At 61.1% G+C, this 23,377-nt stretch carries 24 protein-coding genes and 1 rRNA gene; 12 read left to right on the forward strand and 13 right to left on the reverse strand.

Translation table 11 applies throughout. The annotated features are described in order from the left end of the window. Positions 1 to 69: 69 nt before the first annotated feature. Entirely contained in the window at positions 70 to 834 is a 765-nt protein-coding gene (xth, locus tag OX460_RS23200) for an exodeoxyribonuclease III (protein ID WP_289900071.1), read from the reverse strand. A gap of 569 nt (positions 835 to 1,403) precedes the next feature. On the opposite strand from xth, the gene OX460_RS23205 reads away from it, so the two are divergent. The 4 genes from OX460_RS23205 to OX460_RS23220 are packed head-to-tail and all read left to right on the forward strand — an operon-like array spanning position 1,404 to position 3,016. Further along, a complete protein-coding gene (locus tag OX460_RS23205) occupies positions 1,404 to 1,775 on the forward strand; it encodes a hypothetical protein (protein ID WP_034751548.1) in 372 nt (123 codons plus the stop codon). Between the two features lie 10 nt (positions 1,776 to 1,785). Further along, on the forward strand, positions 1,786 to 1,974 hold the full coding sequence (locus OX460_RS23210; protein ID WP_034782199.1) for a DUF1653 domain-containing protein: 189 nt from the start codon (positions 1,786 to 1,788) through the stop codon (positions 1,972 to 1,974). A gap of 33 nt (positions 1,975 to 2,007) precedes the next feature. Continuing rightward, complete coding sequence (locus OX460_RS23215) at positions 2,008 to 2,478, forward strand: CreA family protein (RefSeq protein WP_289900072.1); 471 nt, start codon at positions 2,008 to 2,010, stop codon at positions 2,476 to 2,478. Between the two features lie 10 nt (positions 2,479 to 2,488). After that, positions 2,489 to 3,016: a hypothetical protein gene (locus OX460_RS23220; protein WP_289900073.1), complete on the forward strand. Its 528-nt coding sequence runs from the start codon at positions 2,489 to 2,491 to the stop codon at positions 3,014 to 3,016. 186 nt (positions 3,017 to 3,202) lie between these two features. Here OX460_RS23220 and OX460_RS23225 read toward each other — a convergent pair whose 3' ends face one another. Beyond that, positions 3,203 to 4,696 (reverse strand): leucyl aminopeptidase, encoded by a 1,494-nt coding sequence (locus OX460_RS23225; protein ID WP_289900074.1) that lies wholly within the window; start codon positions 4,694 to 4,696, stop codon positions 3,203 to 3,205. 67 nt (positions 4,697 to 4,763) lie between these two features. On the opposite strand from OX460_RS23225, the gene lptF reads away from it, so the two are divergent. The 4 genes from lptF to OX460_RS23245 are packed head-to-tail and all read left to right on the forward strand — an operon-like array spanning position 4,764 to position 8,447. Continuing rightward, positions 4,764 to 5,909 (forward strand): LPS export ABC transporter permease LptF, encoded by a 1,146-nt coding sequence (gene lptF, locus OX460_RS23230; RefSeq protein ID WP_077401100.1) that lies wholly within the window; start codon positions 4,764 to 4,766, stop codon positions 5,907 to 5,909. Next, positions 5,906 to 7,075 carry an LPS export ABC transporter permease LptG gene (gene lptG / locus OX460_RS23235; protein ID WP_289900075.1) on the forward strand — a complete coding sequence of 390 codons (1,170 nt, stop codon included), beginning with the start codon at positions 5,906 to 5,908 and terminating at the stop codon, positions 7,073 to 7,075. Before lptF ends, lptG begins: the two co-directional genes overlap by 4 nt. Continuing rightward, on the forward strand, positions 7,075 to 7,482 hold the full coding sequence (locus OX460_RS23240; protein WP_099665039.1) for a CbiX/SirB N-terminal domain-containing protein: 408 nt from the start codon (positions 7,075 to 7,077) through the stop codon (positions 7,480 to 7,482). Before lptG ends, OX460_RS23240 begins: the two co-directional genes overlap by 1 nt. Further along, entirely contained in the window at positions 7,479 to 8,447 is a 969-nt protein-coding gene (locus tag OX460_RS23245) for a Stealth CR1 domain-containing protein (protein ID WP_289900076.1), read from the forward strand. The genes OX460_RS23240 and OX460_RS23245 overlap by 4 nt, the downstream gene beginning before the upstream one ends. Here OX460_RS23245 and OX460_RS23250 read toward each other — a convergent pair. From OX460_RS23250 to OX460_RS23285, 8 genes are all read right to left on the reverse strand, one after another. After that, complete coding sequence (locus OX460_RS23250) at positions 8,444 to 9,094, reverse strand: hypothetical protein (RefSeq protein WP_099665037.1); 651 nt, start codon at positions 9,092 to 9,094, stop codon at positions 8,444 to 8,446. The genes OX460_RS23245 and OX460_RS23250 overlap by 4 nt on opposite strands. A 248-nt stretch (positions 9,095 to 9,342) precedes the next feature. After that, positions 9,343 to 10,107, reverse strand: coding sequence for a uroporphyrinogen-III C-methyltransferase (cobA, locus tag OX460_RS23255; RefSeq protein WP_289900077.1), 765 nt, complete (start codon positions 10,105 to 10,107; stop codon positions 9,343 to 9,345). A 29-nt stretch (positions 10,108 to 10,136) separates the two neighbouring features. Further along, on the reverse strand, positions 10,137 to 11,453 hold the full coding sequence (locus tag OX460_RS23260) for a GTP-binding protein (RefSeq protein WP_251350055.1): 1,317 nt from the start codon (positions 11,451 to 11,453) through the stop codon (positions 10,137 to 10,139). Next, a complete protein-coding gene (gene cysD / locus OX460_RS23265; protein ID WP_176390377.1) occupies positions 11,453 to 12,364 on the reverse strand; it encodes a sulfate adenylyltransferase subunit CysD in 912 nt (303 codons plus the stop codon). Before cysD ends, OX460_RS23260 begins: the two co-directional genes overlap by 1 nt. Positions 12,365 to 12,404: 40 nt before the next feature. Continuing rightward, positions 12,405 to 13,121 carry a phosphoadenylyl-sulfate reductase gene (locus OX460_RS23270; protein ID WP_289900078.1) on the reverse strand — a complete coding sequence of 239 codons (717 nt, stop codon included), beginning with the start codon at positions 13,119 to 13,121 and terminating at the stop codon, positions 12,405 to 12,407. 9 nt (positions 13,122 to 13,130) lie between these two features. Beyond that, positions 13,131 to 13,691 carry a DUF934 domain-containing protein gene (locus OX460_RS23275; RefSeq protein WP_099665033.1) on the reverse strand — a complete coding sequence of 187 codons (561 nt, stop codon included), beginning with the start codon at positions 13,689 to 13,691 and terminating at the stop codon, positions 13,131 to 13,133. Continuing rightward, positions 13,684 to 15,372, reverse strand: a complete 1,689-nt coding sequence (locus OX460_RS23280) for a nitrite/sulfite reductase (RefSeq protein WP_289900079.1) — start codon at positions 15,370 to 15,372, stop codon at positions 13,684 to 13,686. The genes OX460_RS23275 and OX460_RS23280 overlap by 8 nt, the downstream gene beginning before the upstream one ends. 82 nt (positions 15,373 to 15,454) lie before the next feature. Next, complete coding sequence (locus tag OX460_RS23285; protein ID WP_289900080.1) at positions 15,455 to 16,228, reverse strand: sulfite exporter TauE/SafE family protein; 774 nt, start codon at positions 16,226 to 16,228, stop codon at positions 15,455 to 15,457. A gap of 160 nt (positions 16,229 to 16,388) precedes the next feature. On the opposite strand from OX460_RS23285, the gene OX460_RS23290 reads away from it, so the two are divergent. From OX460_RS23290 to OX460_RS23300, 3 genes are all read left to right on the forward strand, one after another. Further along, the gene (locus OX460_RS23290; protein ID WP_034751505.1) at positions 16,389 to 17,330 is read left to right on the forward strand and encodes a CysB family HTH-type transcriptional regulator; all 942 of its coding nucleotides are present in this window, start codon (positions 16,389 to 16,391) and stop codon (positions 17,328 to 17,330) included. A 61-nt stretch (positions 17,331 to 17,391) separates the two neighbouring features. Then, positions 17,392 to 18,042 (forward strand): class I SAM-dependent methyltransferase, encoded by a 651-nt coding sequence (locus OX460_RS23295; RefSeq protein ID WP_099665030.1) that lies wholly within the window; start codon positions 17,392 to 17,394, stop codon positions 18,040 to 18,042. Between the two features lie 185 nt (positions 18,043 to 18,227). Continuing rightward, positions 18,228 to 19,175, forward strand: a complete 948-nt coding sequence (locus OX460_RS23300) for a porin (RefSeq protein ID WP_046682561.1) — start codon at positions 18,228 to 18,230, stop codon at positions 19,173 to 19,175. 49 nt (positions 19,176 to 19,224) lie between these two features. Here OX460_RS23300 and OX460_RS23305 read toward each other — a convergent pair whose 3' ends face one another. The 3 genes from OX460_RS23305 to OX460_RS23315 form a co-directional block, all read right to left on the reverse strand. Beyond that, positions 19,225 to 20,412, reverse strand: coding sequence for a PAS domain-containing sensor histidine kinase (locus OX460_RS23305; protein WP_289900081.1), 1,188 nt, complete (start codon positions 20,410 to 20,412; stop codon positions 19,225 to 19,227). A gap of 164 nt (positions 20,413 to 20,576) precedes the next feature. Further along, positions 20,577 to 21,335: a LytTR family DNA-binding domain-containing protein gene (locus tag OX460_RS23310; RefSeq protein ID WP_034751497.1), complete on the reverse strand. Its 759-nt coding sequence runs from the start codon at positions 21,333 to 21,335 to the stop codon at positions 20,577 to 20,579. A 68-nt stretch (positions 21,336 to 21,403) separates the two neighbouring features. Continuing rightward, positions 21,404 to 22,696, reverse strand: coding sequence for a histidine kinase (locus OX460_RS23315; protein WP_099665028.1), 1,293 nt, complete (start codon positions 22,694 to 22,696; stop codon positions 21,404 to 21,406). Between the two features lie 576 nt (positions 22,697 to 23,272). On the opposite strand from OX460_RS23315, the gene OX460_RS23320 reads away from it, so the two are divergent. Further along, positions 23,273 to 23,377 (forward strand): 16S ribosomal RNA (locus OX460_RS23320); the annotation flags it as partial.

Below are 23,377 nucleotides of genomic sequence, written 5' to 3' on the forward strand. Positions count from 1 at the left end.
CGGCGCATGGTCGGACGGCTGTTCCCACTTGCGGGGCGAGTGCTCCACTGTCGATGATGCGCGCATTGTCTAGTCGATGGTGGCCACGACGGGTGCATGGTCGGACGGCTGTTCCCACTTGCGGGGCACGCGGTCGATCACGCAGGCCGTGCAGCGGGCGCTCAGGGCGGGCGAGAGCAGGATGTGGTCGATGCGCAGGCCCTTGTTCAGGCGGAAGCCCAGCTGGCGGTAATCCCACCAGCTGAACGATTTGTCCGCCTGCTCGAACAGGCGGAAGGCGTCCGTCAGGCCGAGGTCGAACAGGCGCTGCAGGGCGGCGCGTTCCTTGTCCGAGACCAGTACCTGGCCGGCCCAGGCGACGGGGTCGTGCACGTCGCGGTCGTCGGGCGCGATATTGTAGTCGCCGACGACGGCCAGCTGCGGGTGCTGCTGCGCTTCTTCGGCCAGCCAGTCGTGCAGGGCGGCCAGCCAGCCCAGCTTGTATTCGTACTTGTCCGAATCGATGCTCTGGCCGTTCGGCACGTAGGCGCAGACGACGCGCACGCCACCGATGGTGGCGGCCAGGATGCGCTGCTGCGCATCTTCATAGCGCGGGTTGTTCTTCACCACGTCGGTGATCGGCAGCTTCGACAGGATGGCCACGCCGTTGTAGGTTTTCTGGCCGCTGAAGACCACCTGGTAGCCGGCCGCCTCGATTTCGGCGACGGGGAACTTGTCGTCCGTGAGCTTGGTTTCTTGCAGGCAGAGTATGTCGACCGGGTTGTCCGTCAGCCATTGCAGCACTTGCGGCAGGCGCACTTTGAGCGAATTGACGTTCCAGGTGGCGAGTTTCATGGGAAAAATCCTTGCTTGAATAGGTATCGATAGGCGCGAATCTTACCGCATGCGTGTCGCCGGCGTCCTGCGCTGCCTGGCCGGTGCGGGCTTTATTTACTGGCCGGGAAAAAGAGTGCAGATAAAATATTTATACTTAACCAATCGTGGCGCATGAATATTATGTTTTTGTGTATCATTGATCAACCCCTATGTTTGATTTGGCATAAGTGGCTGGCGCGGCAGGATGCGTCTGGCCGTTTAACGCGACAAAGGTGTAAAGTTTCTCGCTAAAACGCGATAAAAACTACTAAAATGGCACCGTGTAACAACTGTGTCATACGGCTTTGTTACAGCCAAGTTAAGAACCGAACAGGAAGCAGTTGTAATTAGTTGTAATTGCTATTCCGATTACATGACCACTGTGCCGGGGACGGAGTGTCAATTCCGTCCTTGGCGCCGCCAGACTTGTTATATAAATTGCAGTACTATATCTATGAGACTGTTTTGCGACATCAATAGATGGTACTATTTTGAAATGTTGCAGTTTTAATAGTGAGACTTGCGCGTAGCATTTGCAAAGGAAGAAAATGCGAACTGCATTTGAAGCGTGGGCGCAGCGTGACGGCCACATTGTGCGGCGAAGAGAAGACAAACCGGATGAGTACCTGATTTTCGAGACCCAGCGCCGCTGGGTTATCTGGCAGGCTGCTCTGACGCATGGCAAGACGGCTGCCAAGCCGCGCGTGAGCGCGGCCGAAAAGGCGGCGAAAGCCCAGCGCGCGCTGGAAATGTCTTCCGATGAAGCGACCGTGCGCAACAAGGTGCTCAATGAGGTGCTCGACGCCTTCAGCGGCGCCGATGGCGCGGCCGGCATGGAAGGCATACTGAAAGTGATCCAGGGCCTGAAGCAGAAGCAGAAGGCACTGGCCGACGACAAGAGCGAAGATTCCACGGCTTGAGGGGACGGCGATGCGTTATCGGCACTACAAGGGCGGCATTTATGAACTGGTGTGCGAAGCCACGCTGGAAGCGGATCTGACGCCGATGATCGTGTATCGCGCCGCCGACGGTTCCATCTGGACCAGGCCGAAAGACGTGTTCTTTCAACTGATCGAAGTTGAAGGCGTCATGGTCCAGCGTTTCGCTCCCATCAACTGATGGCCGCCTGCGTGCGTGCCCGGGATACTCTTCATGCGTAAATTGCTGCCTGCCGCTCTGGTGCTGGGCCTTGCCTGCGCCACGGCGCATGCCGAAACCATCGGTTCGGTCGACACGGTGTTCAAACTGATCGGCCCTGACCACAAGATCGTCGTCGAAGCGTATGACGATCCGCGCGTCGCCGGCGTCAGTTGCTATCTGTCGCGCGCCAAGACAGGCGGCATCAAGGGCGCCGTCGGCCTGGCCGAAGACAAGGCCGATGCGGCCGTGGCCTGCCGCCAGGTGGGGCCGCTGCAATTCAAGGGCAAGCTGCCGCGCCAGGAAGAAGTGTTTACCGAGCGTGCCTCGATCTTCTTCAAGCACGTGCGCGTCGTGCGCATGGTCGACAGCAAGCGCAATGCGCTGGTCTACCTCGTGTATTCCGACCGCCTGATCGAAGGCAGTCCGAAAAACAGCGTCACCGCCGTCGCCGTGCCTGGCGACCAGCCGATTCCCGTCCGTTAAGCGATCTCCCATGCGCGTGCCGCTGTCTGCTCCCTTTGCCGCCAGGACGCTGCTGCTGTTGGGCCTGGGCGGCTGCGCTACGCTGACGGGCAACACCGAGCAGATGGTGCTGGTGCAAACCATCCAGGACAACCGCGAGTTGACGGGCGCCGGCTGCATCCTCAGCAACGACGTGGGCAAGTGGTTCGTTACCACGCCCGGGCGCATCACCATCCGCAAGAGCCAGGAACCGCTGAAGGTCGATTGCCGCAAGCACGGTTCGCCCGCCATCGCGACGGACGACCATATCGATCCCAAGCTCAATGGCAGCGTATGGGGCAATGTCATCCTGACCCTGGGCGTCGGCTATTTCGTCGACCGCAACACGGGCGCCGGTTTCGACTACCCGTCCATTCTGACCATCGTCATGCAGGATCCCGCGCGCCTGGCGCCGCCGCCCGCGCCGATTTCAGTGCCGCCGCCAGCGGCCGCCGTGCCGGAAACGGTGGTGCAGCCCAAAGTGGCGCCATCGCCTCTGCCCAATCCCGTCGTCTACTGATTCAACTGCACATAAAAAAACCGCCAGGGTCAGTGACCATGGCGGCTGCCTTCTTGCGTAACGACGCCTGACAAAACCGTAGCGAGCGGGAGCTAGTGGTGGCCGAGAAGCGCAGCTGTACTTTATGTACAGCGAGCATCGCCGGCTGCCAATAGCCCCGCGCAGTAGGTTTGGTCTGGCGTTCTCTTACACTCGGTTGATCAGGAACGTCGTCAAGAGTGGCACTGGACGGCCGGTCGCGCCCTTCGAGCCGCCTGACTTCCACGCCGTGCCGGCGATGTCCAGATGCGCCCAGGTGTACTTCTTGGTGAAGTTTTCCAGGAAGGCCGCTGCCGTCACCGAACCGCCGCCTGGCGTGCCGATGTTGGCCAGGTCGGCGAAGTTCGATTTCAGCTGCTCGTTGTACGCCTCTTCGATCGGCATGCGCCATGCCGTGTCGCTCGACTGCTTGCCCGCTGCCAGCAATTCATTGGCCAGCTGGTCATGCGCCGCATCGCTGCGCGTAAACAGGCCGCTGTTGTGGTGGCCCAGAGCGACGACGCAAGCGCCCGTCAGGGTGGCGATATCGACCACGGCTGCCGGCTTGAAGCGTTCGGCGTAGGTCAGCGCGTCGCACAGCACCAGACGGCCTTCGGCATCCGTGTTCAGCACTTCGATGGTCAGGCCGTTCATGGAGGTGACGATGTCGCCCGGCTTGGTGGCGCGGCCCGACGGCATGTTTTCGCACGCGGCGATGACGCCGATGACGTTCAGCTTCAGGTTCATTTCGCCGATGGCGCGGAAGGTGCCCAGGACCGAGGCGGCGCCGCACATGTCGTACTTCATTTCATCCATGCCAGGACCGGCCTTGATCGAAATGCCGCCCGTGTCGAAGGTGATGCCCTTGCCGACCAGGACCACTGGCGCATCCTTGGCCTTGCCGCCCATGTGTTTCAGGACGATGAACTTCGGTGGCTGCTCGCTGCCGTTGGTGACGGACAGGAAGCTGCCCATTTTCAGCGCTTCGAGCTGTTTGCGGTCCAGCACTTCGACTTCGAACTTGTAATCCTTGGCCAGCTGCTTGGCGGTGTTGGCCAGGTAGGTCGGATTGGCGATGTTCGCCGGCAGGTCGCCCAGGTTGCGCGTCAGGTCGGAACCGTTGGCGATGGCGATGGCTTGCGCCAGCGCGCCGCGCGTGGCTGCCGTTGCAGGCGCCGCCAGGACGATCTTGCGCACGCCTGCCGGTGCCGGATCTTTTTTGCTTTTTTGCGAGTCGCAGCGGTATTCGCTGTCGTGGGCGGCTTGCACCACGCAACGGATTGCCCAATTTACGTCGCGCTCTTTCACTTCAGTCAGCGGTAGTGCGATAATGGCGTCCGCAGCGCCCAGCGAGCCGAAGGCCTTCAGTGCGGCTTGTACGCCGGTCGAGAAGCTTTTTTCGCTGACAGCGTCATCGCTGCCCATGCCTACCAGCAGAACACGTTCGGCGGCGACGCCATCGACTGCGCGCAGCAGCAAAGTGCTGCCAGGCTTGCCGCTGATGTCGCCGGACTTCAGCGCAGCCGAAATCGCACCCTTGCTGTCCAGCGATTTTGCCGCTGGCGACAGTTTTTTGTTTTCGAATACCGCAACCGCGATGCATCCGCTTTTGGCCGTGCCGAGGGTGCTCTTGGTATCGAATGCTTTTATGCTAAAGTCCATTTGGTTCTCCGTTTTCATTTACTAGTAACGTGTTACTCAACTAACTGACCCGAATTATAAACTCCGAATGATCTTTCAACGCGCCCTTCGACGTGAATTGGCTAGTGCCGCCGGGGCCACCTTCACAGTTTTGTTCAGCATCCTGCTCACCTGGATGCTGATCGGTATTCTCGGCAAGGCGGCGGGCGGCAAGATCGCGTCGTCCGACGTCATGTCGCTGATGGTTTTTTCCGCCCTGATGCAGCTGCCCACCATCCTCATCCTCACCGGTTTCATCTCGGTGCTGATGGTCGTCACCCGCAGCTACAAGGAGTCGGAGATGGTGGTGTGGTTTGCCTCCGGCCTGAGCCTGTCGCGCTGGATCTGGCCCGTGCTCAGCTTCGGCTTGCCGCTGGTGCTGGCCACCGGCATCCTGAGCCTGTACGCCACGCCGTGGGCGCAAAAGAAGAGCGATGAATACGTGGCGCGCTTCGAGAAGCGCGAAGACCTGCAGAAAGTCACGCCTGGCCAGTTCCGCGAATCGGCCGGCAGCAACCGCATCTTCTTCGTCGAGGGCGTCAGCGGCGAGAAGACCGTGGTGCAGAACGTCTTCGTCAATACCGTCGATGAAAAAGGCAGCGCCGTCGTCGTCGTCGCCAAGGAAGGCGTGATCAATACCGACGCCAAGGGCGAACGCTTCCTGGTGCTCAAGAGCGGCCGCCGCTACCAGGGCGTGCCGACGCAGGCGGACTTCCAGACCATGGAATTCGAGCAGTACATCATGCGCATCGAGAGCAAGCAGCAGGAACTGGGCGCGGAACTGGGCGTGCGCGCCATGAGCACCATGGCGCTCATCGCCGAGCCGAATCCCTACACCATGGCCGAACTGCTGTGGCGGGTGAGTGCGCCCCTGATCGGCCTGATGCTGATCCTGCTTGCCATTCCGCTGGGCTTTGTCAATCCGCGTGCCGGCAGTTCGACCAATTTGATCATCGCCCTGCTGATTTTCTTTACGTACAGCAACCTGATCAAGGTCATCGAAGCGAGCGTGAAGCAGGGCCGCCTGACCTTCGGCCTGGCCTGGTGGCCGCTGCACCTGCTGGCGGCGCTGGCCGTGGTGGGGCTGTTCGCGTGGCGCCTGAATGTGAACCACCGCTATCATCCGCTGGTCCTGCTGGCGGCTTTCAAGCGCGCGCGCCGTGCCGGCAACACAAGTAAAGCGGCATCGAAATGAAGATTTTACAGCGCTATTTTGCGGTCTCGATATTCCAGGCGGTGCTGTTCGTGCTGCTGGCCTTCCTGGCACTGCAAGCCTTCATCGACCTGACGGGCGAACTGCCCAAGGTGGGGCGCAACGGCTACACCATCCAGTATGCCTTCCTGTACGTGCTGGTGCTGGTGCCGGGACACGTGTACGAGGTGATGCCGATCGCGGCGCTGATCGGCACCATCTACACGATGGCGCAGTTTGCCGCCAGCTCCGAATTTACCATCATGCGCGCATCGAGTATGTCGACGGCGATGGCGGCCGGTTTCCTGTTCCGCATCGGTATCGTCTTCGTCGTCATCACCTTCATCTTCGGCGAGTTGATCACGCCGCGCACGGAACCGCTGGCCGAACGCCTCAAGCTGACCTCGCGCGGCGCGGCCGTATCGAGCGAATTCCGCTCCGGCCTGTGGACCAAGGACATGGTCAAGAGCGAGGGCTTGACGGGCACCGTCACCGGTTCGCGCTTTTTCAATGTCGGCGAAGCGCGTCCGGACGGCCAGCTGAAAAACGTCAAGCTGTATGAATTTGACACCGATATGCGTTTGCGCACCTTGACCGTGGCCAAGGGAGCTACGTATCAGGGCAATAATATCTGGCGCCTGACCGAGGTGACGGAAACGTCGTTCTCGAACAGCGCGGCCGCCTCGCCCGGCTTCGAGCCGAAGCTGGCGAACTACTATGGGCAGGAAACGAGCCTGGTGCGCACGGTGCAAAGCGCCAGCAAGGACATGACGTCGGAAGTGACGCCGAAGATCCTGACGGTGTCGGCGTCCGATCCCGAGCGCATGTCGGCCAGCGAACTGGCCGTGTACACGCGCCACCTGGCCGAGAACAAGCAGGAAACCGAGCGTTTCCGCATCGCCTTCTGGAAAAAACTGATCGATCCGCTGGCCATTTTCGTGCTGATGGCGCTGGCGCTGCCGTTCGCCTACATGCATACGCGCAGCGGCGGCATCAGCCTGAAGATCTTCATCGGCATCATGATCGGCGTGAGCTTCATGCTGGTCAACACCCTGTTCTCGCATCTAGGGCTGCTCAGCACCTGGCCGGCCTTCCTGACGGCGGTGGCGCCGAGCGCCCTGTACCTGCTGCTGGCGCTGGGCGCCCTGTGGTGGGTGGAGCGGCACTGATGGAGACGAACGTGCAGCAGGCGCTGATCCTGTTTGCCCATGGCGCGCGCGCCGCATCGTGGGCCGCGCCCTTCGAGCGCCTGCGCGACCTGACCCAGGCGCGCATGCCCGGCACCGGCGTGCACCTGGCCTTCCTGGAGCTGATGTCGCCGCGCCTGCCCGAACTGGTGGCGACCCTGCTGGCCCAGCTGCCCGCCGGCGCCATCCTGGACGCCACCGTGGTGCCCGTGTTCCTGGGGCAGGGCGGACATGTGCTGCGCGACTTGCCGCTGTTGCTGGAAGAATTGCGCCAGCAGCATCCGGCACTGCGCCTGAAGGTGGTCGAGGCGGTGGGCGAGAACGCCAGCGTGCTTGCCGCCATCGCCGATTACTGCGTGGCGGCGCCAGGCTCCAGCCCTCTGCCTTGAGCGGCATCGACATCGTCTACCTGTGGGTGGACGGCGCCGATCCCGCCTGGCGCGCGCGCCGGCAGCAGGCATATGCCGCCTGGGCGCAGGCGCATCCCGGCCAGCTGGCCCTGCACGGCAACGTGGCGGGGCGCTACCGCGACAATGGCGAACTGCGCTACAACCTGCGCGCGCTCGAGCGCTTCTTCCCCGGCCACGGCCATGTCTACCTGCTGACGGACCGGCAAGTGCCCCGCTGGCTGCGCGCCTCATCGCGCCTGACGGTGATCGACCATGCCAGCCTGATGCCCGATGCATCCCTGCCGGTGTTCGATTCCGGCCATATCGAATCGTATCTGCACCATATTCCGGGTCTGTCCGAGCGTTTCCTGTATCTGAACGACGACGTGTTTTTCGGCGCGCCGTTCGAACCCGCATTCTGGTTTGGCGGGGAAGGGGACGGACGTTTGAGTGTTTTCACGGAGAGCACGCTGCAGGATGAGTTGCAGGGCTTGCGCGCCGATGTGGCGGCGCCCGTCAATTGCGCCACCTTGTCGCGGCAATGGCTGTCGGCGCAGTACGCCGATTACCGGCATGAACCGCGCCTGTATGCGCATGCGCCGCGGCCCATGCTGAAAAGCGCGCTGCAGGTACTGGAAGGGCTGGCGCCGGCCATGTTTGCAGGCGTGCGCGCGACGGTGTTCCGCTCGTGGCAGGTGCCGGCCTTGCTGCCCGACCTGGTGCCGCGCTGGATGGTGCATCAGGGGCTGGCGCGCTCGCGCATGCTCGACCCGCTGCATATCGCCAGCGGCGATGCGCAGGCGCCGCAGCAGCTCGAGGAGCTGGCGGCGCGTTTCGGCAGCTTGCCGTTTTTCTGTATCAACGATACCTGCGACGAGGCCGAGGACGACGACCCGCGCCTGTTGCGCGTGGCCGCTACCTTGCAGCGGCTGTTGCCGCTGCCATCCTCGTTTGAACTGGGCTAGGCCAGCTTTGTCTTCGGCGCCAGGCTGATGCGGGCGGCGGCCGCGCTGTCGGACAGCGAAGCGAGGAACAGCAGCAGATAGGCGCCCAGTTCGAAGACTTCCTCGCCCAGCAGCGCATAGGCGTCCGGCATGCCATGGAAGACCTTCTTGTCGAAGGGCCAGCCGGCAACCATCAGCAAGCCGCCGATGGCCGTCAGGATGGTGATGCGCATGCTGAAAATCTGCGGCGCATGGGCAAATACCTTGCGCGCGCGCGGTGCGAAAAAGATCAGCACGCGTATCAATATCAGCAGTTCCACCACGCGCAGGGCTTTTTCCAGCTGGGCCCAGGCGGGCGCCGTGCCGAACTGGTCGATATCGAGTTCGCGCAGCAGGAAGCCGAACAGCAGGGCCGACAAGCCGGCATGCATGAGGAAACGCAAGGATTGGCGGTCAGTCTCTTGCCAGGCGCGCGTGCCGTGCACGGTGCAGGCCAGGGCCAGGAACAGCGCCTGCAGCCATTCCAGTAAGTGGTTTTCATCGTCGATATTCGGGAACACCGTCCACAGGGCGATGGAGGCGAGCATGCTGAGCAGCACAGCGCCGGCGACGCCGGCATTGCTGCGGCTGAGCGAAGTCAGGGCTTCGCGCACGGAAGAGAAATTCATTGTTGATTGTGACGGCTCAAGTTGCGCGGCGCGGTATTGCAGCCTGCGGGCGCAGCTTTTTTCGGGGAGATTGCCGGGCGGCTCCCGTCAGCAGGGAGGCCGCGCAGCAAGCGCTATGGCGGGGCGAAGCGTGATTTTCTTGCTATCACGCAACAACTTCTCGAGAAAAGATGCGTGAGCATCGTATCATGTTTCCTCGGAAGACGTCAGTTACTGACTTTAAAGTCGGTAAAATACGGTGTGTTTATTCAAGCATGGCGCGCCAGAATGGCGACCGTTGCTTCCGTGACCTGGTGCGCGCGCGTGGCCATGGCGTCGCCCAGCATCACCAGCACGGGGCCGTGGGTGTGGCCCAGGCCATGCGCCAGGCTGCTCAGCGGCAGGCGCACGATGCGCTGGTCCGGGCGGCTGCAGTTTTCAATCACCACCACCGGGGTGTCGGCACGGCGGCCCTGGGCCAGCAGGCGCTGGGCCGTGGCGATGGCTTCGCGGCCACCCATGTATTGCACCAGGGTATCGCAGTCGGGAATGCGCGTCTGGTCCGGTTCGCCCGGCGCCGTGCTGGAAGTAAAGAAGGCGACGCTGCGCGACACGCCACGCTTGGTCAGCGGCTGCTGCGCCGCGGCCGCGGCCGCCAGGGCCGTGGTGATGCCGGGCACCACTTCGACGGCGATCCCCGCCTCTTCCAGCGCGCGCAATTCCTCGTCGGCGCGGCCGAACAGCATGGGATCGCCCCCTTTCAGGCGCACGACGACGGCGTGCTTGCGCGCGTTGTCGACCAGTTGCTTGTTGATGAACGCCTGCGCCGTCGACAACTGGCCGCAGCGCTTGCCGACCAGGATTTTTTGCGCCTGCGGGCACAGCTCCAGCATCTCTTCGGTGACCAGCGCGTCGTGCAGCACGACGTCCGCTTGCGCCAGCAGGCGCGCGCCGCGCAAGGTCATCAGGTCTTGTGCGCCGGGGCCGGCGCCGACCAGGTAAACCTTGCCGGGGAGAGATGGGGAGCTGTTCATATGGCTGCCTTTCTTGGTCGAGACGCGGGTTAGAGCCGGACCATGCCGGCCGCGACCGTCTGGTGGGTCACTTCATCGATCAGGATAAACGCACCCGTGGCGCGGATATCGGCATACGCGTCGGCCGCCAGCGCCTGCTGCACGTTCAGGCTGATGCGGGCGATGTCGTTCAGCTTCAAGCCTTCGGCCGGGTGGCGCTGCTGCGTGTTGATGTCAAGGATAGATTCGATCGCCGTCACCTTGGCCGCCGTCTGTTTCGTGCCGTGCTTGATCCAGTACTTGCGGCGCAGGTCCAGCGCGTCTTCCGACAGCCAGCACACGTCGGCCACCACCTGTTTCAGCAGGGTGGCAGGGCGATCGTTGCTCGCCAGCAAGTCGCCGCGCGAAATATCCAGGTATTCATTGAGCAGCAAGGTCACGGACTGGCCCACCACGGCCGTCGGCAGCGAGCCGTCCAGGGTGACGATATCCTTGACGGTGGCCGTCTGGCCCGAGGGCTGCACCACGAGGGTGTCGCCGATGCTGACCTTGCCCGCTTCGATGCGGCCCATGTAGCCGCGGAAGTCGTTCGCTTCGTGGCCATTGTGGCGCGCCACCAGCTGCACGGGGAAGCGGAACGGCGTGTCGTGCGATTCGTCGTAGACGGACAGCGATTCGAGCAACTCGATCAGGGTCGGGCCCGTGTACCAGCCCAGCTTGTCGCCGCGTTCGACGACGTTGTCGCCCGTCAAGGCGGACAGCGGGATCGGCGTGATGTCCTTCAAACCCAGCGACTGGGCGAATTCGCGGTAGGCGGCCACGATGCGGTTGTACACCGTTTCATCGTAGTCGACCAGGTCCATCTTGTTGACGGCCACGACCACGTGCTCGATCTGCAGCAAATGGGCGATCGTCGAATGGCGTTTGGTCTGGATCAACAGTTCCACGCTGCCATCGTCACCCAGTTTGACTTTCGACACGTCGATCAGGATGATGACGGCGTCGGCGGTCGATGCACCGGTGACCATGTTGCGCGTGTATTGCTCGTGACCGGGCGTGTCGGCGATGATGAATTTGCGTTTCGGCGTGGCAAAGTAACGGTAAGCCACGTCGATGGTGATGCCTTGCTCGCGTTCCGCTTCCAGGCCGTCCGTCAGCAGCGACAGGTCGACCGTGTCGCCCACCGTGCGCTTGTGCTTGGAGCGCGACATGGCGTCGAGCTGATCGGCGAAGATGCCCTTGCTGTCGAACAGCAAACGGCCGATCAGGGTGCTCTTGCCGTCATCGACGGAACCGGCCGTGATGAAGCGCAACATGCCGCGTTCGACGCTGTCGGTGAGATTGGTGTTCTGGATTGCTGCGTTCATTAGAAATACCCTGCTTTCTTGCGTTTTTCCATCGAGGCTTCGGACGTCTGGTCATCCATGCGGGTGGCGCCCCGTTCCGTGATTTGCGTGATTGCCGTTTCGGCGATGATGGCGTCGACCGTCGCCGCATCCGACGACACGGGGCAGGTGCACGAAATGTCGCCCACCGTGCGGAAGCGCACGACTTGCGTTTCCACCGTTTCGCCTTCGCGCGGCGGCGTCAGATCCGTCAGCGGCACCAATAAACCGTTGCGCGGGATCACCTGGCGCTCGTGCGCGAAGTAGATCGGTGGCAATTCCAGTTTCTCGCGGGCGATGTATTGCCACACGTCCAGTTCGGTCCAGTTCGAGATGGGGAAGACGCGCATGTTTTCACCGGGATGCACGCGGGTGTTATACAGGTCCCACAGTTCCGGACGCTGGGCTTTCGGGTCCCATGCGCCGAATTCGTCGCGGAAGGAAAAGATGCGTTCCTTTGCGCGCGCTTTTTCTTCATCGCGGCGGGCGCCGCCTATGCAGGCGTCAAAACCGTGTTCGGCGATGGTTTCCAGCAAGGTCACGGCTTGCGCCGCATTGCGCGAATCCGTGGCCGGGTTGCGCAGGCGCACGGTGCCGCGCTTGATCGAGTCTTCCACGGAGCCGACGATCAGGCGCTCGCCCAGCTCGGCCACCTTCTTGTCGCGGAAAGTGATGACTTCCGGGAAGTTGTGGCCCGTGTCGATATGCACGAGGGGAAACGGGAACTTGCCTGGGCGGAAGGCTTTCTCGGCCAAACGCAGCAGGACGACGGAATCCTTGCCGCCGGAAAACAGCAGCGCAGGGTTGGCCGATTCGGCCGCCACTTCGCGCATGATGTGGATGGCTTCCGATTCAAGGCTGTCGAGGTGACGCTGGTTCAAAATATTGCTCATATAGGGTGCTTTCTTGTTCTGCTGTATCTGTTGTGTCTGATCAAGCTGCCACGGATTTGATGCGTATCAATTTGCCGTCCACCATGTGCAGGCCGCATTCCTTGGAATCCGGATTTTCCCACCACCAGCGTCCGGCGCGCACGTCTTCGCCCGGCTGCACGGCCCGCGTGCACGGTTCGCAGCCGATCGACGGATAGCCCTGGTCGTGCAGCGCGTTGTAGGGCACGTCGTTGGCGCGGATATAGGCCCACACGTCTTCTTCCGACCAGTCGGCCAGCGGATTGAATTTCGTCATCGCATGCGCGGCGTCCTCTTCCTGCACGTGCAGTTCGGCGCGCGTGGTGGACTGGGCGCGGCGTTGGCCCGTGACCCAGGCCTTGTTGCCGGCCAGGGCGCGGCCCAGCGGTTCGACCTTGCGGATGCGGCAGCATTCGCGGCGCATCTCGACACTATTGTAGAACGCGTTCAAGCCATTCTGTTCCACGTAGGCGGCCACGGCTTCCGGCTGCGGGCGGTACAGGGTGATGTCGTGGTCGTAGCGGGCTTTCACCTTGTCGAGCACGGCCAGGGTTTCCTGGTGCAGCCGGCCCGTTTCCAGGGAAAAGATGCCGATGGGGAGCTTCGCCTTGAGAATCATGTCGGTCAGCACCATGTCTTCGGCTGCCAGGCTGGACGCGAACACGGCCGGCGAAAAATCCGCGGCGATGCGTGTCAGCGTTTGCTCGGTGGCGTGTATCAAAGAAGTCAGATCGCTCATGATGGGCCCTCAGATGCCGGCCGCGTTGTCGAGGTCAGGATTCTGGCCTTCGCGCTGGTGGCGGCGGAACAGCGGCGATTTTTGATCCCACGACGCCTGGTAGGTTTCCGAAAACACGGATAACCCTTTCAGTGCGTCATGGATGCTGCGGTCCGGGCGCGTCGCATACGCATCGAAGCCGACGCGGTGCATGGAAAACAGCTGGTCGCGCAGCACGTCGCCGATGGCGCGCAATTCCCCCTGGAAGCCCAGGCGGGCGCGCAGGTTGAAGGCGATGGAGTAGCCGCGGCCATCCGTGAATTTCGGGAAATCCACGCCGATGACGGGCAGTTGCGCCACGTCGGCCGCCAGTTCTTCCGGGCGCTCGTCGCTGGCCAGCCACACGCCGATGTCGGGCAGGCGCGCGGCCAGGGTTGCGCGCTGGGCTTGCCAAACGAGCAACGGCACGATGACCTTGCCGGCCGGAACGACCACCGTTTCCGGCGTGTCGTTTTCATCGAGGCGCAGCAAGCCCCAGGTATTCGGCACCACGGCGGCGTTCTTGATGATTTCTTCGCGTACTTCAAACATATTCGTCTTCTCCCACCAGGTTGCCGACGGTGATCGGCGTTGCATATACGTGTTCCTTGAACGGCGCCAGGCCCAGGCGCTGGGCCGTATCGACGAAGCGCTCGCCTTCGTGGCGGTCGCGCACGTAGACGTGCAGCAGGCGGCCGATGACTTCAGGCATCTGCAGGGAAGAGAACGATGGTCCGATGATCTTGCCGATGGCCGCGTTGTTGCCTTGCGCGCCGCCAATCGACACTTGATACCATTCGCTGCCATCCTTGTCGACGCCGAGGATGCCGATGCTGCCCACGTGGTGGTGGCCGCAGGCATTGATGCAACCGGAAATGTTCAGTTCGATCTCGCCGATGTCGTGCTGGAAGTCGATGCTGTCGAAGCGTTCCGCGATGGCGGCCGCGATCGGCAAGGACTTGGCGTTGGCCAGCGAGCAGAAATCGCCGCCGGGGCAGCAGATCATGTCCGTCAGCAAACCGATGTTCGGCGTGGCCAGGCCGTGCGCCTTGGCTTCTTGCCATAGTGCAAAGAGTTTCGATTGCTCCACGTCGGCCAGCACCAGGTTTTGCTCGTGCGTCACGCGCAGTTCGCCAAAGCTGTAGCGGTCGGCCAGGTCGGCCACGAAGTCGATCTGCTCGGCCGTCGCGTCGCCCGGCGGCACGCCCGTTTTCTTCAAGGACAGTACCACGGCCACGTAGCCGGGGCGCTGGTGCGGCTTGACGTTGCGCGCCAGCCAGTTCACATACGCCTTGTTGTCCGCGTGTTCGGCTTTGTAGTCGAGTTCCGGCAGGGCCAGATAGGCGGGCGGATTGAAGAAGTCCGCCACGCGCTGCATTTCCTCGGCCGTCAAGGTTTCCGGGCCATCTTTCAGATCGACCCACTCTGCTTCCACCTGGCGCGTGAATTCTTCCACGCCGATGGCTTTCAACAGGATCTTGATGCGCGCCTTGTATTTGTTGTCGCGGCGGCCATGCAGGTTGTACACGCGCATGATGGCCTGGATATACGTCAATAAGTGCTGCCACGGCAGGAATTCGCGCACGACGCTGCCCAGGATCGGGGTGCGGCCCATGCCGCCGCCGGCCATGACCTTGAAGCCCACTTCGCCGGCCGCATTGCGCACGGCCGTCAAGCCGATATCGTGCACGGCGATGGCGGCGCGGTCTTCCTCGGCGCCATTGATGGCGACCTTGAACTTGCGTGGCAGGGCGATGAACTCGGGGTGGAAGGTGCTCCACTGGCGCAAGACTTCCGCGTACGGGCGCGGATCGATGATTTCATCGGCCGCGACGCCGGCGAACGGGTCGGATGTTGTATTACGGATACAGTTGCCCGAGGTCTGGATCGCGTGCATTTCCACGGATGCCAGGTCCGTCAGGATGTCGGGTGTTTGCTCCAGCTCAATCCAGTTGAACTGGATGTTCTGGCGCGTGGTGAAGTGGCCATAGCCGCGGTCGTACTTGCGCGCGATGTGCGCGAACATGCGCATCTGTTTCGACGACAGCAAGCCGTACGGCACGGCGATGCGCAGCATGTAGGCATGGCGCTGCATGTACAGGCCGTTTTGCAGGCGCAGCGGAATGAATTCCTCTTCCGTCAGCTCATTGGCGATACGGCGCGCAACCTGGTCTCGGTACTGGGCGATGCGTTCTTTGATGATGAGGTGGTCGTACTGATCGTAATGGTACATATCAATTCCTAAAAAAGCCGGGGTGCTGGAAGATTGCCTGGGATTATGTTCTTGATACTGTTCTTGTCACATGGTCGGTCAATTAATAGATTAGCTTCACTGCCACGCCGGTCAAGGTCATCGCCAGCAGCACTCTTAAAAACTTTTCCGGCACGGAGCGGGCGACCCAGGAACCGAGCGTGATGCCGGGCAGGGAGCCGACCAGCAAGGAGGCCAGCAATTCCCAGTGGATGGAGCCGAGCCACCAGTGACCGAGGGCGGCGATGGCCGTCAGGGGCACGGCGTAGGCGATATCGGTGCCGGCCACTTCGGCCGAGCTCATGCGTGGATACAGCATCACCAGCAAGGTGGCGCCGATGGCGCCGGCGCCGATCGACGATACCGTCACCAGCACGCCCAGCACGGCGCCGGAAATAATGGTCGCGGCGGCAAGCTTGTTGCCTTGTAATTGTTTCTCGGGGTGGGCATTGATCCAGGCCAGCATGCGGCCCTTGAAGATCAGTGCCACGACGGTCAGCAGCACGGAGCCGGCGATCGAGTAACGGATGATCTGGCCGATTTCCGGCGACAGGGTGCCGAACGATTTCAGCGCCAGGGTCGAGACGACGGCGGCGGGCAGGGCGCCGAGGCACAGGCGCTTGACGATATCCCAGCGGATGGTGCCGCGCAGACGGTGCGTCAGCGTGCCGGCGCTCTTGGTGATCGAGGCGAAGGCCAGGTCGGTGCCCACGGCCACGGAAGGCGGCACGCCAAACAGCAAGGTTAACAGCGGCGTCATCAGCGAACCGCCACCCACGCCGGTCATTCCTACGAGTAATCCTACGGCAAATCCTGAGACTATATAAGACAAAGTCATGCTTTCACCCCCAAAGTACCCGCAATAGTAATAAACTTGGCGTTTAATCCAAACTACTAAGTACGCATTTGCTTATATGCGATATGCGTATATGCATGAACGCAAAATCATGGGTGGGGCGGAAACTCGGCAAATCACGGCAATCTAGGGCAAACCAGCAATGAATCTCCATCAACTGCGCTTCGTGCGCGAAGCGGTCCGGCAGAATTACAACCTGACGGACGCCGCCAAGGCCTTGTTTACGTCGCAACCGGGCGTATCGAAGGCCATCATCGAGCTGGAGGAAGAGCTGGGCGTGGATATTTTTACGCGCCACGGCAAGCGCATCCGCGGCTTGACGGAGCCGGGCCGCCTGGTGCTGGAATCGGTCGAGCTGATCATGCAGGAAATCGACAGCATGAAGCGCATCGGCAAGGAATTCGCGGCGCAGGACAGCGGCAGCTTTACCATTGCCACCACGCATACGCAGGCGCGCTACACCTTGCCCAAGGTGGTGCAAGCCTTCATGCTGAAGTTCCCGAAGGTCAGATTGTCTTTACTGCAAGGCAATCCGCGCCAGATCGCCGAAATGGTGCAGCGCGACCAGGCCGACCTGGCCATCGCCACGGAATCGATCGCCGCCATCGATGGCTTGATCACCTTGCCGTGTTATCAATGGGAGCATGTGGTGGTGGTGCCGGTCGACCATCCGCTGCTCAAGTCGAAGTCCGTGACCCTGGAAGAAATCGCCGCTTTCCCCCTGATTACCTATGACAGCGCGTTTGCCGGGCGCAACAAAATCGACCATGCTTTCGTGCTGCGGGGCTTGAAGCCGGACATCTTGCTGGAGGCCATCGATGCGGACGTGATCAAGACTTATGTCGAGTTGGGCATGGGGATTGGTATCATAGCGGGTATGGCCTTCGATGCCGAGCGCGACAAAGGCTTGCGCGCCATCCCTGTCGGCCACCTGTTCGGCATGAATGTGTCGCGCGTTGCCGTCAAGCAAGGCGCGTATTTGCGCAGCTATATCTACACCTTTATCGAGTTGCTGACGCCGACCCTGAACCGCAAGCTCATCGAGCAGGCGATGAGCGGTGATAAAGAGCACTACGAACTATAACAATGCATGAAATCGGCCGGGCGAGGTGCCTGGCCAAGATTATTTAAGAAGAGAAGAAACAATGATTACCGATCAGCTTGCCAAATATTACGCCACCATCGCGCAGCAGTACGAGCGCGTCTATGACAAGCCCGAACGCCAGGAAGACCTGGAAGTGTTGCGCGACAAGGTCGCCGACGTGCTGGAAGGCCACACCGTGCTGGAACTGGCTTGCGGCACCGGTTACTGGACGGAAGTGGTCGCCGAGTCGGCCGAGTCCGTGCTGGCCACCGATATCAACGATGAAATGCTGGCGCTGGCCCAGGCACGCGGCTTGCCCGACAACGTGACCTTCGCCAAGCTCGACGCATTCAATCTGCCGGACGATCTGCTGGGCAAGTTCACGGCCGTGTTCGCCGGTTTCTGGTGGTCGCACGTCAAGCGCGAAGACCAGGACAAATACCTGAAGCAATTGCGCAGCAAGCTGGGCAAGGACATCCTGCTGGTGCTGATCGACAATTCCTATGTCGACGGCAGCAGCACGGTCATCGCGCGCACCGACCTGGAAGGCAATACCCACCAGTTCCGCACGACGGAGGGGGGCGAGCGCTATGAAGTGCTGAAGAATTTCCCGTCGGATAGCCACCTGCGCAAGAAGTTTGCCCACTCGGCTCGCGAAATCCGCATGAAGCGCCTGGAATACTACTGGCTGCTGAGCTGCCGCCTGAAGTAAGGCCGTCATGGCAACACAAGCCGCCCTCGGGCGGTTTTTTTTCGCCTGTTGTTTTTATCTGACAAGACATTGTGCTAAAAAACAACATCTTGTCGATGTCATATTGTTGAAGTATTTGGTGGGCATGATTCGGTTCAGCAGCTAAGCAGCACCACTCTTGTCCAACCTAATGTAGAGAATCTCAAGTGAAAAAAATTACTCTGGCAGCATTGATCATCGGCACCTTCGCAGCAGCTACGGCACAAGCACAATCGAACGTCACCGTGTACGGCCTGGTTGACCTCGGTATTGCCAAGACCACTGGCCAGCCGACGGTACAACGCGAAAACAATGCGTCGCGCCTCGGTTTCAAGGGTACGGAAGATCTGGGTGGCGGTCTGTCCGCAATTTTCAACCTGGAAAGTGAATTCCTGGCCGATACCGGCGCGCAAAAAGGCGTGTTGTTCGACCGTCAAGCTTACGTGGGCTTGAAAGGCGCGTTTGGTACCGCCATCCTGGGCCGCACCAAGAACCTGGTCGATGGCACCATCGCCCGCGTCGATCCATTCAACACCTACGGCGTGGTCGGCAAGAACAATGAAACCCTGCTGCGTTCGGGCGTCGGCTCGTCGCGCGTCAACAACGCCGTGACCTACAACAGCCCAAGCTTTGAAGGTTTCGTGGGCAGCCTGCAATACGTGCTGAGCGAAGTCAACAGCGCTGACGCAGGCGTGATCGGCCTGGCAACCTACGACAATGGCCCGATCAGCTTGCACGCCGGCTACGAAAAAGCCGTGCAAGCAACGGCAACGGCCGCCAAGCCTGACCTGTGGTCCATCGGTGGCGGCTATAAATTCGGCCCGGCCAAGATCACGGCCGCCTACTCGAAAGGCGACACCAAAGTTGCCACGACCGGCGAATTCAAGTCCTACCTGATCGGCCTGAACTACACGGTTGGCGGCGGCGATGCCAAAGTGTCGTATGGCAAGCAAGAGCAAAGCAACAACAAGTTCAAGGATCAGGACACCATCAAGGAATTCGGCGTCGGCTACGACTACCACCTGTCGAAGCGCACCGACGTGTACGCTTACGCTGGCCGCGAGCGCGTGAAGTCGCTGACCTCGTACCAGATCGGCCTGGCACACAAATTCTAAGCATCGTTCGATGTGACGACGTGAAAGGCGCCTGCGGGCGCCTTTTTTATTACATCGCCGCGGCTGCCACTTCCGCATGCATGGGCAGCGAGATTTCGATGCGCGTGCCGCCCAGTTCGCTGTCGGCGCCGATATGGATGCTGCCGTTCAAGCCCCACACCCGTTCGCGCATGCCCAGCAAGCCCAGGGCCGTGGCTTTTTCCAGGTCGTGTTCGGCAATCCCGCGGCCGTCGTCCTGGATGGTGATGGCCAGCGAGGAATCGATGCGGTGCAGGGCGATGGTGATGTGGCTGGCCTCGGCATGGCGCGCGATATTCGTCAGCGCTTCCTGCACGATGCGGTAGATGGCCGTGCTGCGCGCATCGTCGAGCACCAGGTCGGCCTCGTCGGCCAGCAAGTCGAAATGGATGGCGCGGCGCAGCAGGAAGTCGTGGCGCAGTTTTTGCAGCGCAAAATACAATCCGCCTTCATCGAGCGCGCGCGGACGCAGGTTGCTGGCGATGCGCCGCAACGAGGTGATGGCCGTCACCAGCAAGCCATCCATGCTGTGCAGCAAGGCTTGCAGGGACTCGGTGGTGTCCGTGTGCTGGCGCACCAGGGTCAGGTCGACGCGCAGGGTGGCCAGCAATTGCCCCAGGTCATCATGCAATTCACGCGCGATATGCTTGCGCTCCTCTTCGCGGATGGATTGCAGCGCGCTCGACAATTCGCGCAGTTGCGAAAAGGAGCGGGCCAGCTGTTCATGCATCTGCTGGCGCGCGCTGATGTCGCGCACGATGATGGTAAACACGCTATGGCCGTCTTCCTGCATGGCCGAGAGCGAGCCTTCGAGGGGAAACATGAGGCCATCGCTGCGCCGTCCCGTCAGCGTGTAATCGGTGGCGCGCCGGCCCGTCAGGCGCAGCTCCTGGCTGATGTCGCCAAACGGCGGATCGCCATCGTGCTTGCCCAGGCCGCCCAGGGTACGCAAGTCGCGCAGGATGTAGTGGCCCAGGCGCATGCCGCGCATGCCGGCCGGCGTGTCGTCGAACAATCTGGCCGCCGCCGCGTTCGCATGCAGGATGATTTGCCCGCTGTCGATGCTGATGAAGGCGTCGCTGGCGCTGTCGATGATGGCCTGGCCACGCGCCTGCCGCTGCCGGCGGGCTTTCAGTGGAGGAAACAAGCACAGCAAAAGCATCGCTGCCATGCCTAGCGGCAGGATACGCAGCAGTGTCGAACTGCCTCGGTCAGGCATGGGATTCTCCTTGCGAACGTGAACGAAGGCAGGCAAGACAGGAGCGACGGACAGGACTTGATATAGCCTATGCCTGTTGGCGCGGCGTGGCTTGATGTGGCGCAGGAAGGGGAAAGAAGAGGGGCGCGCGCCGCGCCGGCCTGGGCCGGGCGGCGGCGGGAGACTTACATTTGCTTGAACAGGTGCAAGAAGCTGCGGCTCACTTCGAGCTTGTCGGACTTGCCTTTGATGAGTACCAGGTGGCGGCCGCGGATGTCGCGCGTTACGCCTTCGATGGCATTCACGTTGACCAGGGTGGCGCGGTGGATTTGCCAGAACAGCGAAGGATCGAGCTCTTCGGCCAGGTCGCGCACGGGCTTGCGGATCAGCGCCTCGTACTTGGCGGTCTGCACGCAGGTGTATTTCTCGTCAGAACGGAAGAACAGGATCTCTTCCACGGGGATCATGCGCAAGTCCTGGCCGATGCTGGCCTGTATCCATTGCAGGTAGGTGGGCTTGGCCGTGATTTTTTCCGCCAGCTGCGACAGCATGGCTGTGACGCTGCTGTTGACGTCCAGGGCCGGCTTGTTCAAGTGCGTTTTCAGGCGCTCCACAGTGACCAGCAAGCGCTCATGCTCGGGCGGCTTGAGCACGTAGTCGACGGCGCCCCGCTCGAAGGCTTCGACGGCGTGGCTATCGTAGGCCGTGACGAAGACGATATGCGTCTTGCTGCCGATCACTTGCGCCGCTTCCATGCCCGTCTTGCCCGGCATGCGGATATCGAGGAAGGCAAAGTCCGGTTTCAGTTGTTCCACCAGTTCGATCGCTTCGTCGCCATTCTTGGCTTCGCCGATGATTTCCAGTTCAGGCCAGGCTTGGCCCAGGCGCAGGCGCAGCTGGTCGCGCATCAGTCTTTCGTCGTCGGCAATAATAGCGGTAGGCATAGGTCTCAAGTGTGAACAGGCGAAGATTGATTATTCAATGATTTAGCGTTTTTATCAACTACTCTGTCTTATTTGGACAATTGATATGGCACTTCGATCACGGCGCACACGCCGGACGGTTGATTTGGCGTAATGGTCAGGCTGCCCTGGTCGCCATGCAACAGCTTCAGGCGCTCGCGGATGGTGGGCAAACCCAGTCCCGTGCCATCGCTGGGCACCACGCCAAAGCCCAGGCCGTCATCGGTCACCGTCACGCGCAGCTTGCTGTGCGCCACTTCGGCCACGATGCGCAGGGTGCCGCCCTCGGGTTTGACTTCCAGGCCATGCTTGATGGCATTTTCCACCATCGATTGCAGCATCATGGGCGGGAAGGCGGCGCTGCGCAGGCCGTCGGGAATCTGGAAGTCGACGGTCAGGCGTTCTTCCATGCGCATTTTCAGCAGGTTCAAGTACGCTTGCACCATGTCTGCTTCACGGCCCAGGTTGGTAATCAGGGCGTTGTCGCGCATTTGCGGCAGCACGGCGCGCAGATACTGGATCAGGCTGCGCTGCATCTTGGCCGCGCGCGGCGGGTCGACCTGGATCAGGTGTTCGACGGAAGCAAGCGTGTTGAACAGGAAATGCGGCTCGACCTGGGCTTGCATCATCTGCATCTTCGCTTCGCTGAGCTGGCGCTGCATGGATTCGCGCTCGGCGGCCTCGTTTGCCGTGACGGTTTCCGCTTCCGCACGTTTCTTGCCGCCGACCAAGGCCTTCATGGCGAACAGGGCCAATACCAGCAAGGACACAAAGCTCTTGAACCAGGTCGAGGCTTGCTGGTGATAGCGCGACACCTTTTGTTCTGCCGCATCATCGACCGCTTCTTCGATGGCATTCGACAATTCTTCACCGATTTGCGGCGGCAGTTCAATATGGACTTCTTCGCCCGAGGCATTCGTCGTTACTGGGTAGCTGGGCTTGGCGGGGGCGGCCGGCGGTTCCGGCGGCGCCGGCGGCACGGTGTTTGCGTGCTCGTCCGCCTCGGCGGCATCGGCCGGCTCGCTGGCCGCATCCGTCGTGCTGCTGCGCCGGTTCTTGCTGTTGCGGGGATTGAAATGGATGCCCGTATCGTCGATCAGGATATTGGTTTCACCCGAACCCTTGCTGCTGCGCTTGTGCGACTTGATGACCACTTCTTCGTTCTGGCTGGACGAGAACAGCTCATCTTGCAAAATGGACCCGGCGATCAGGGCCAGCGCAGCGAATAGGAAGAATTTCCACCAGGACAGTTGGGTGACCCAGGTCGTCGTCGCGTCGAATGCCCGTTGCAACCAAGCGAGGATGGTTTTCAACAATTGGGGCAGGCTGGAAATCGGAAGCATGGGGGCACTTTCAAGTACGAGAGTTAATCGACGCAGCGGGCAAGTTTAACCTCTTGTTGAGCCGCGTCAGAGTCTGATGTTGCCACTGTGCCTAAAGACCACGAACTACGCCAGCCGATTGCGACAGGCTGCACAAAAAGGCGCTTGAAGTGAAGACAAGGCTTGCTGGGCTGTGAGAGCGGGGAAATAGCCCTTGCGGAGAGTGCAGGGCACGGCTATAATTCGCCCCCTCGCTGAACGACGCATGCAAATGCCGAGTGAGACGAGAAAAAGAAGGAGTTGACGGACGTAGCAAATTGCTTCATACTCTTCCTTCTTCGCAGCTGACAAACACAACGCTTTGTCGATAGCGCGAAAGCAGTAACCGAATACAGTTCTTTAACAATTAACAGTCGATAAGTGTGGGCATTTGATGTAAGTGCAGCAGCGATCTTCGGATTGCTGTAATACTTAAAATATATCAAATGTTCACAAGAAATAATGAAATAGGCGCTACGAAAGTAGTGGCCTGTCAGTTTTTTGAGTGAGCGACCCGTCGCAAGACGGTGCCAATAAAATGGCAAAGTAACAGAGATTAAACTGAAGAGTTTGATCCTGGCTCAGATTGAACGCTGGCGGCATGCCTTACACATGCAAGTCGAACGGCAGCACGGAGCTTGCTCTGGTGGCGAGTGGCGAACG

The sequence above is a fragment of the Janthinobacterium sp. SUN033 genome (genome assembly GCF_030397595.1).
Taxonomy (GTDB): domain Bacteria; phylum Pseudomonadota; class Gammaproteobacteria; order Burkholderiales; family Burkholderiaceae_D; genus Janthinobacterium; species Janthinobacterium kumbetense.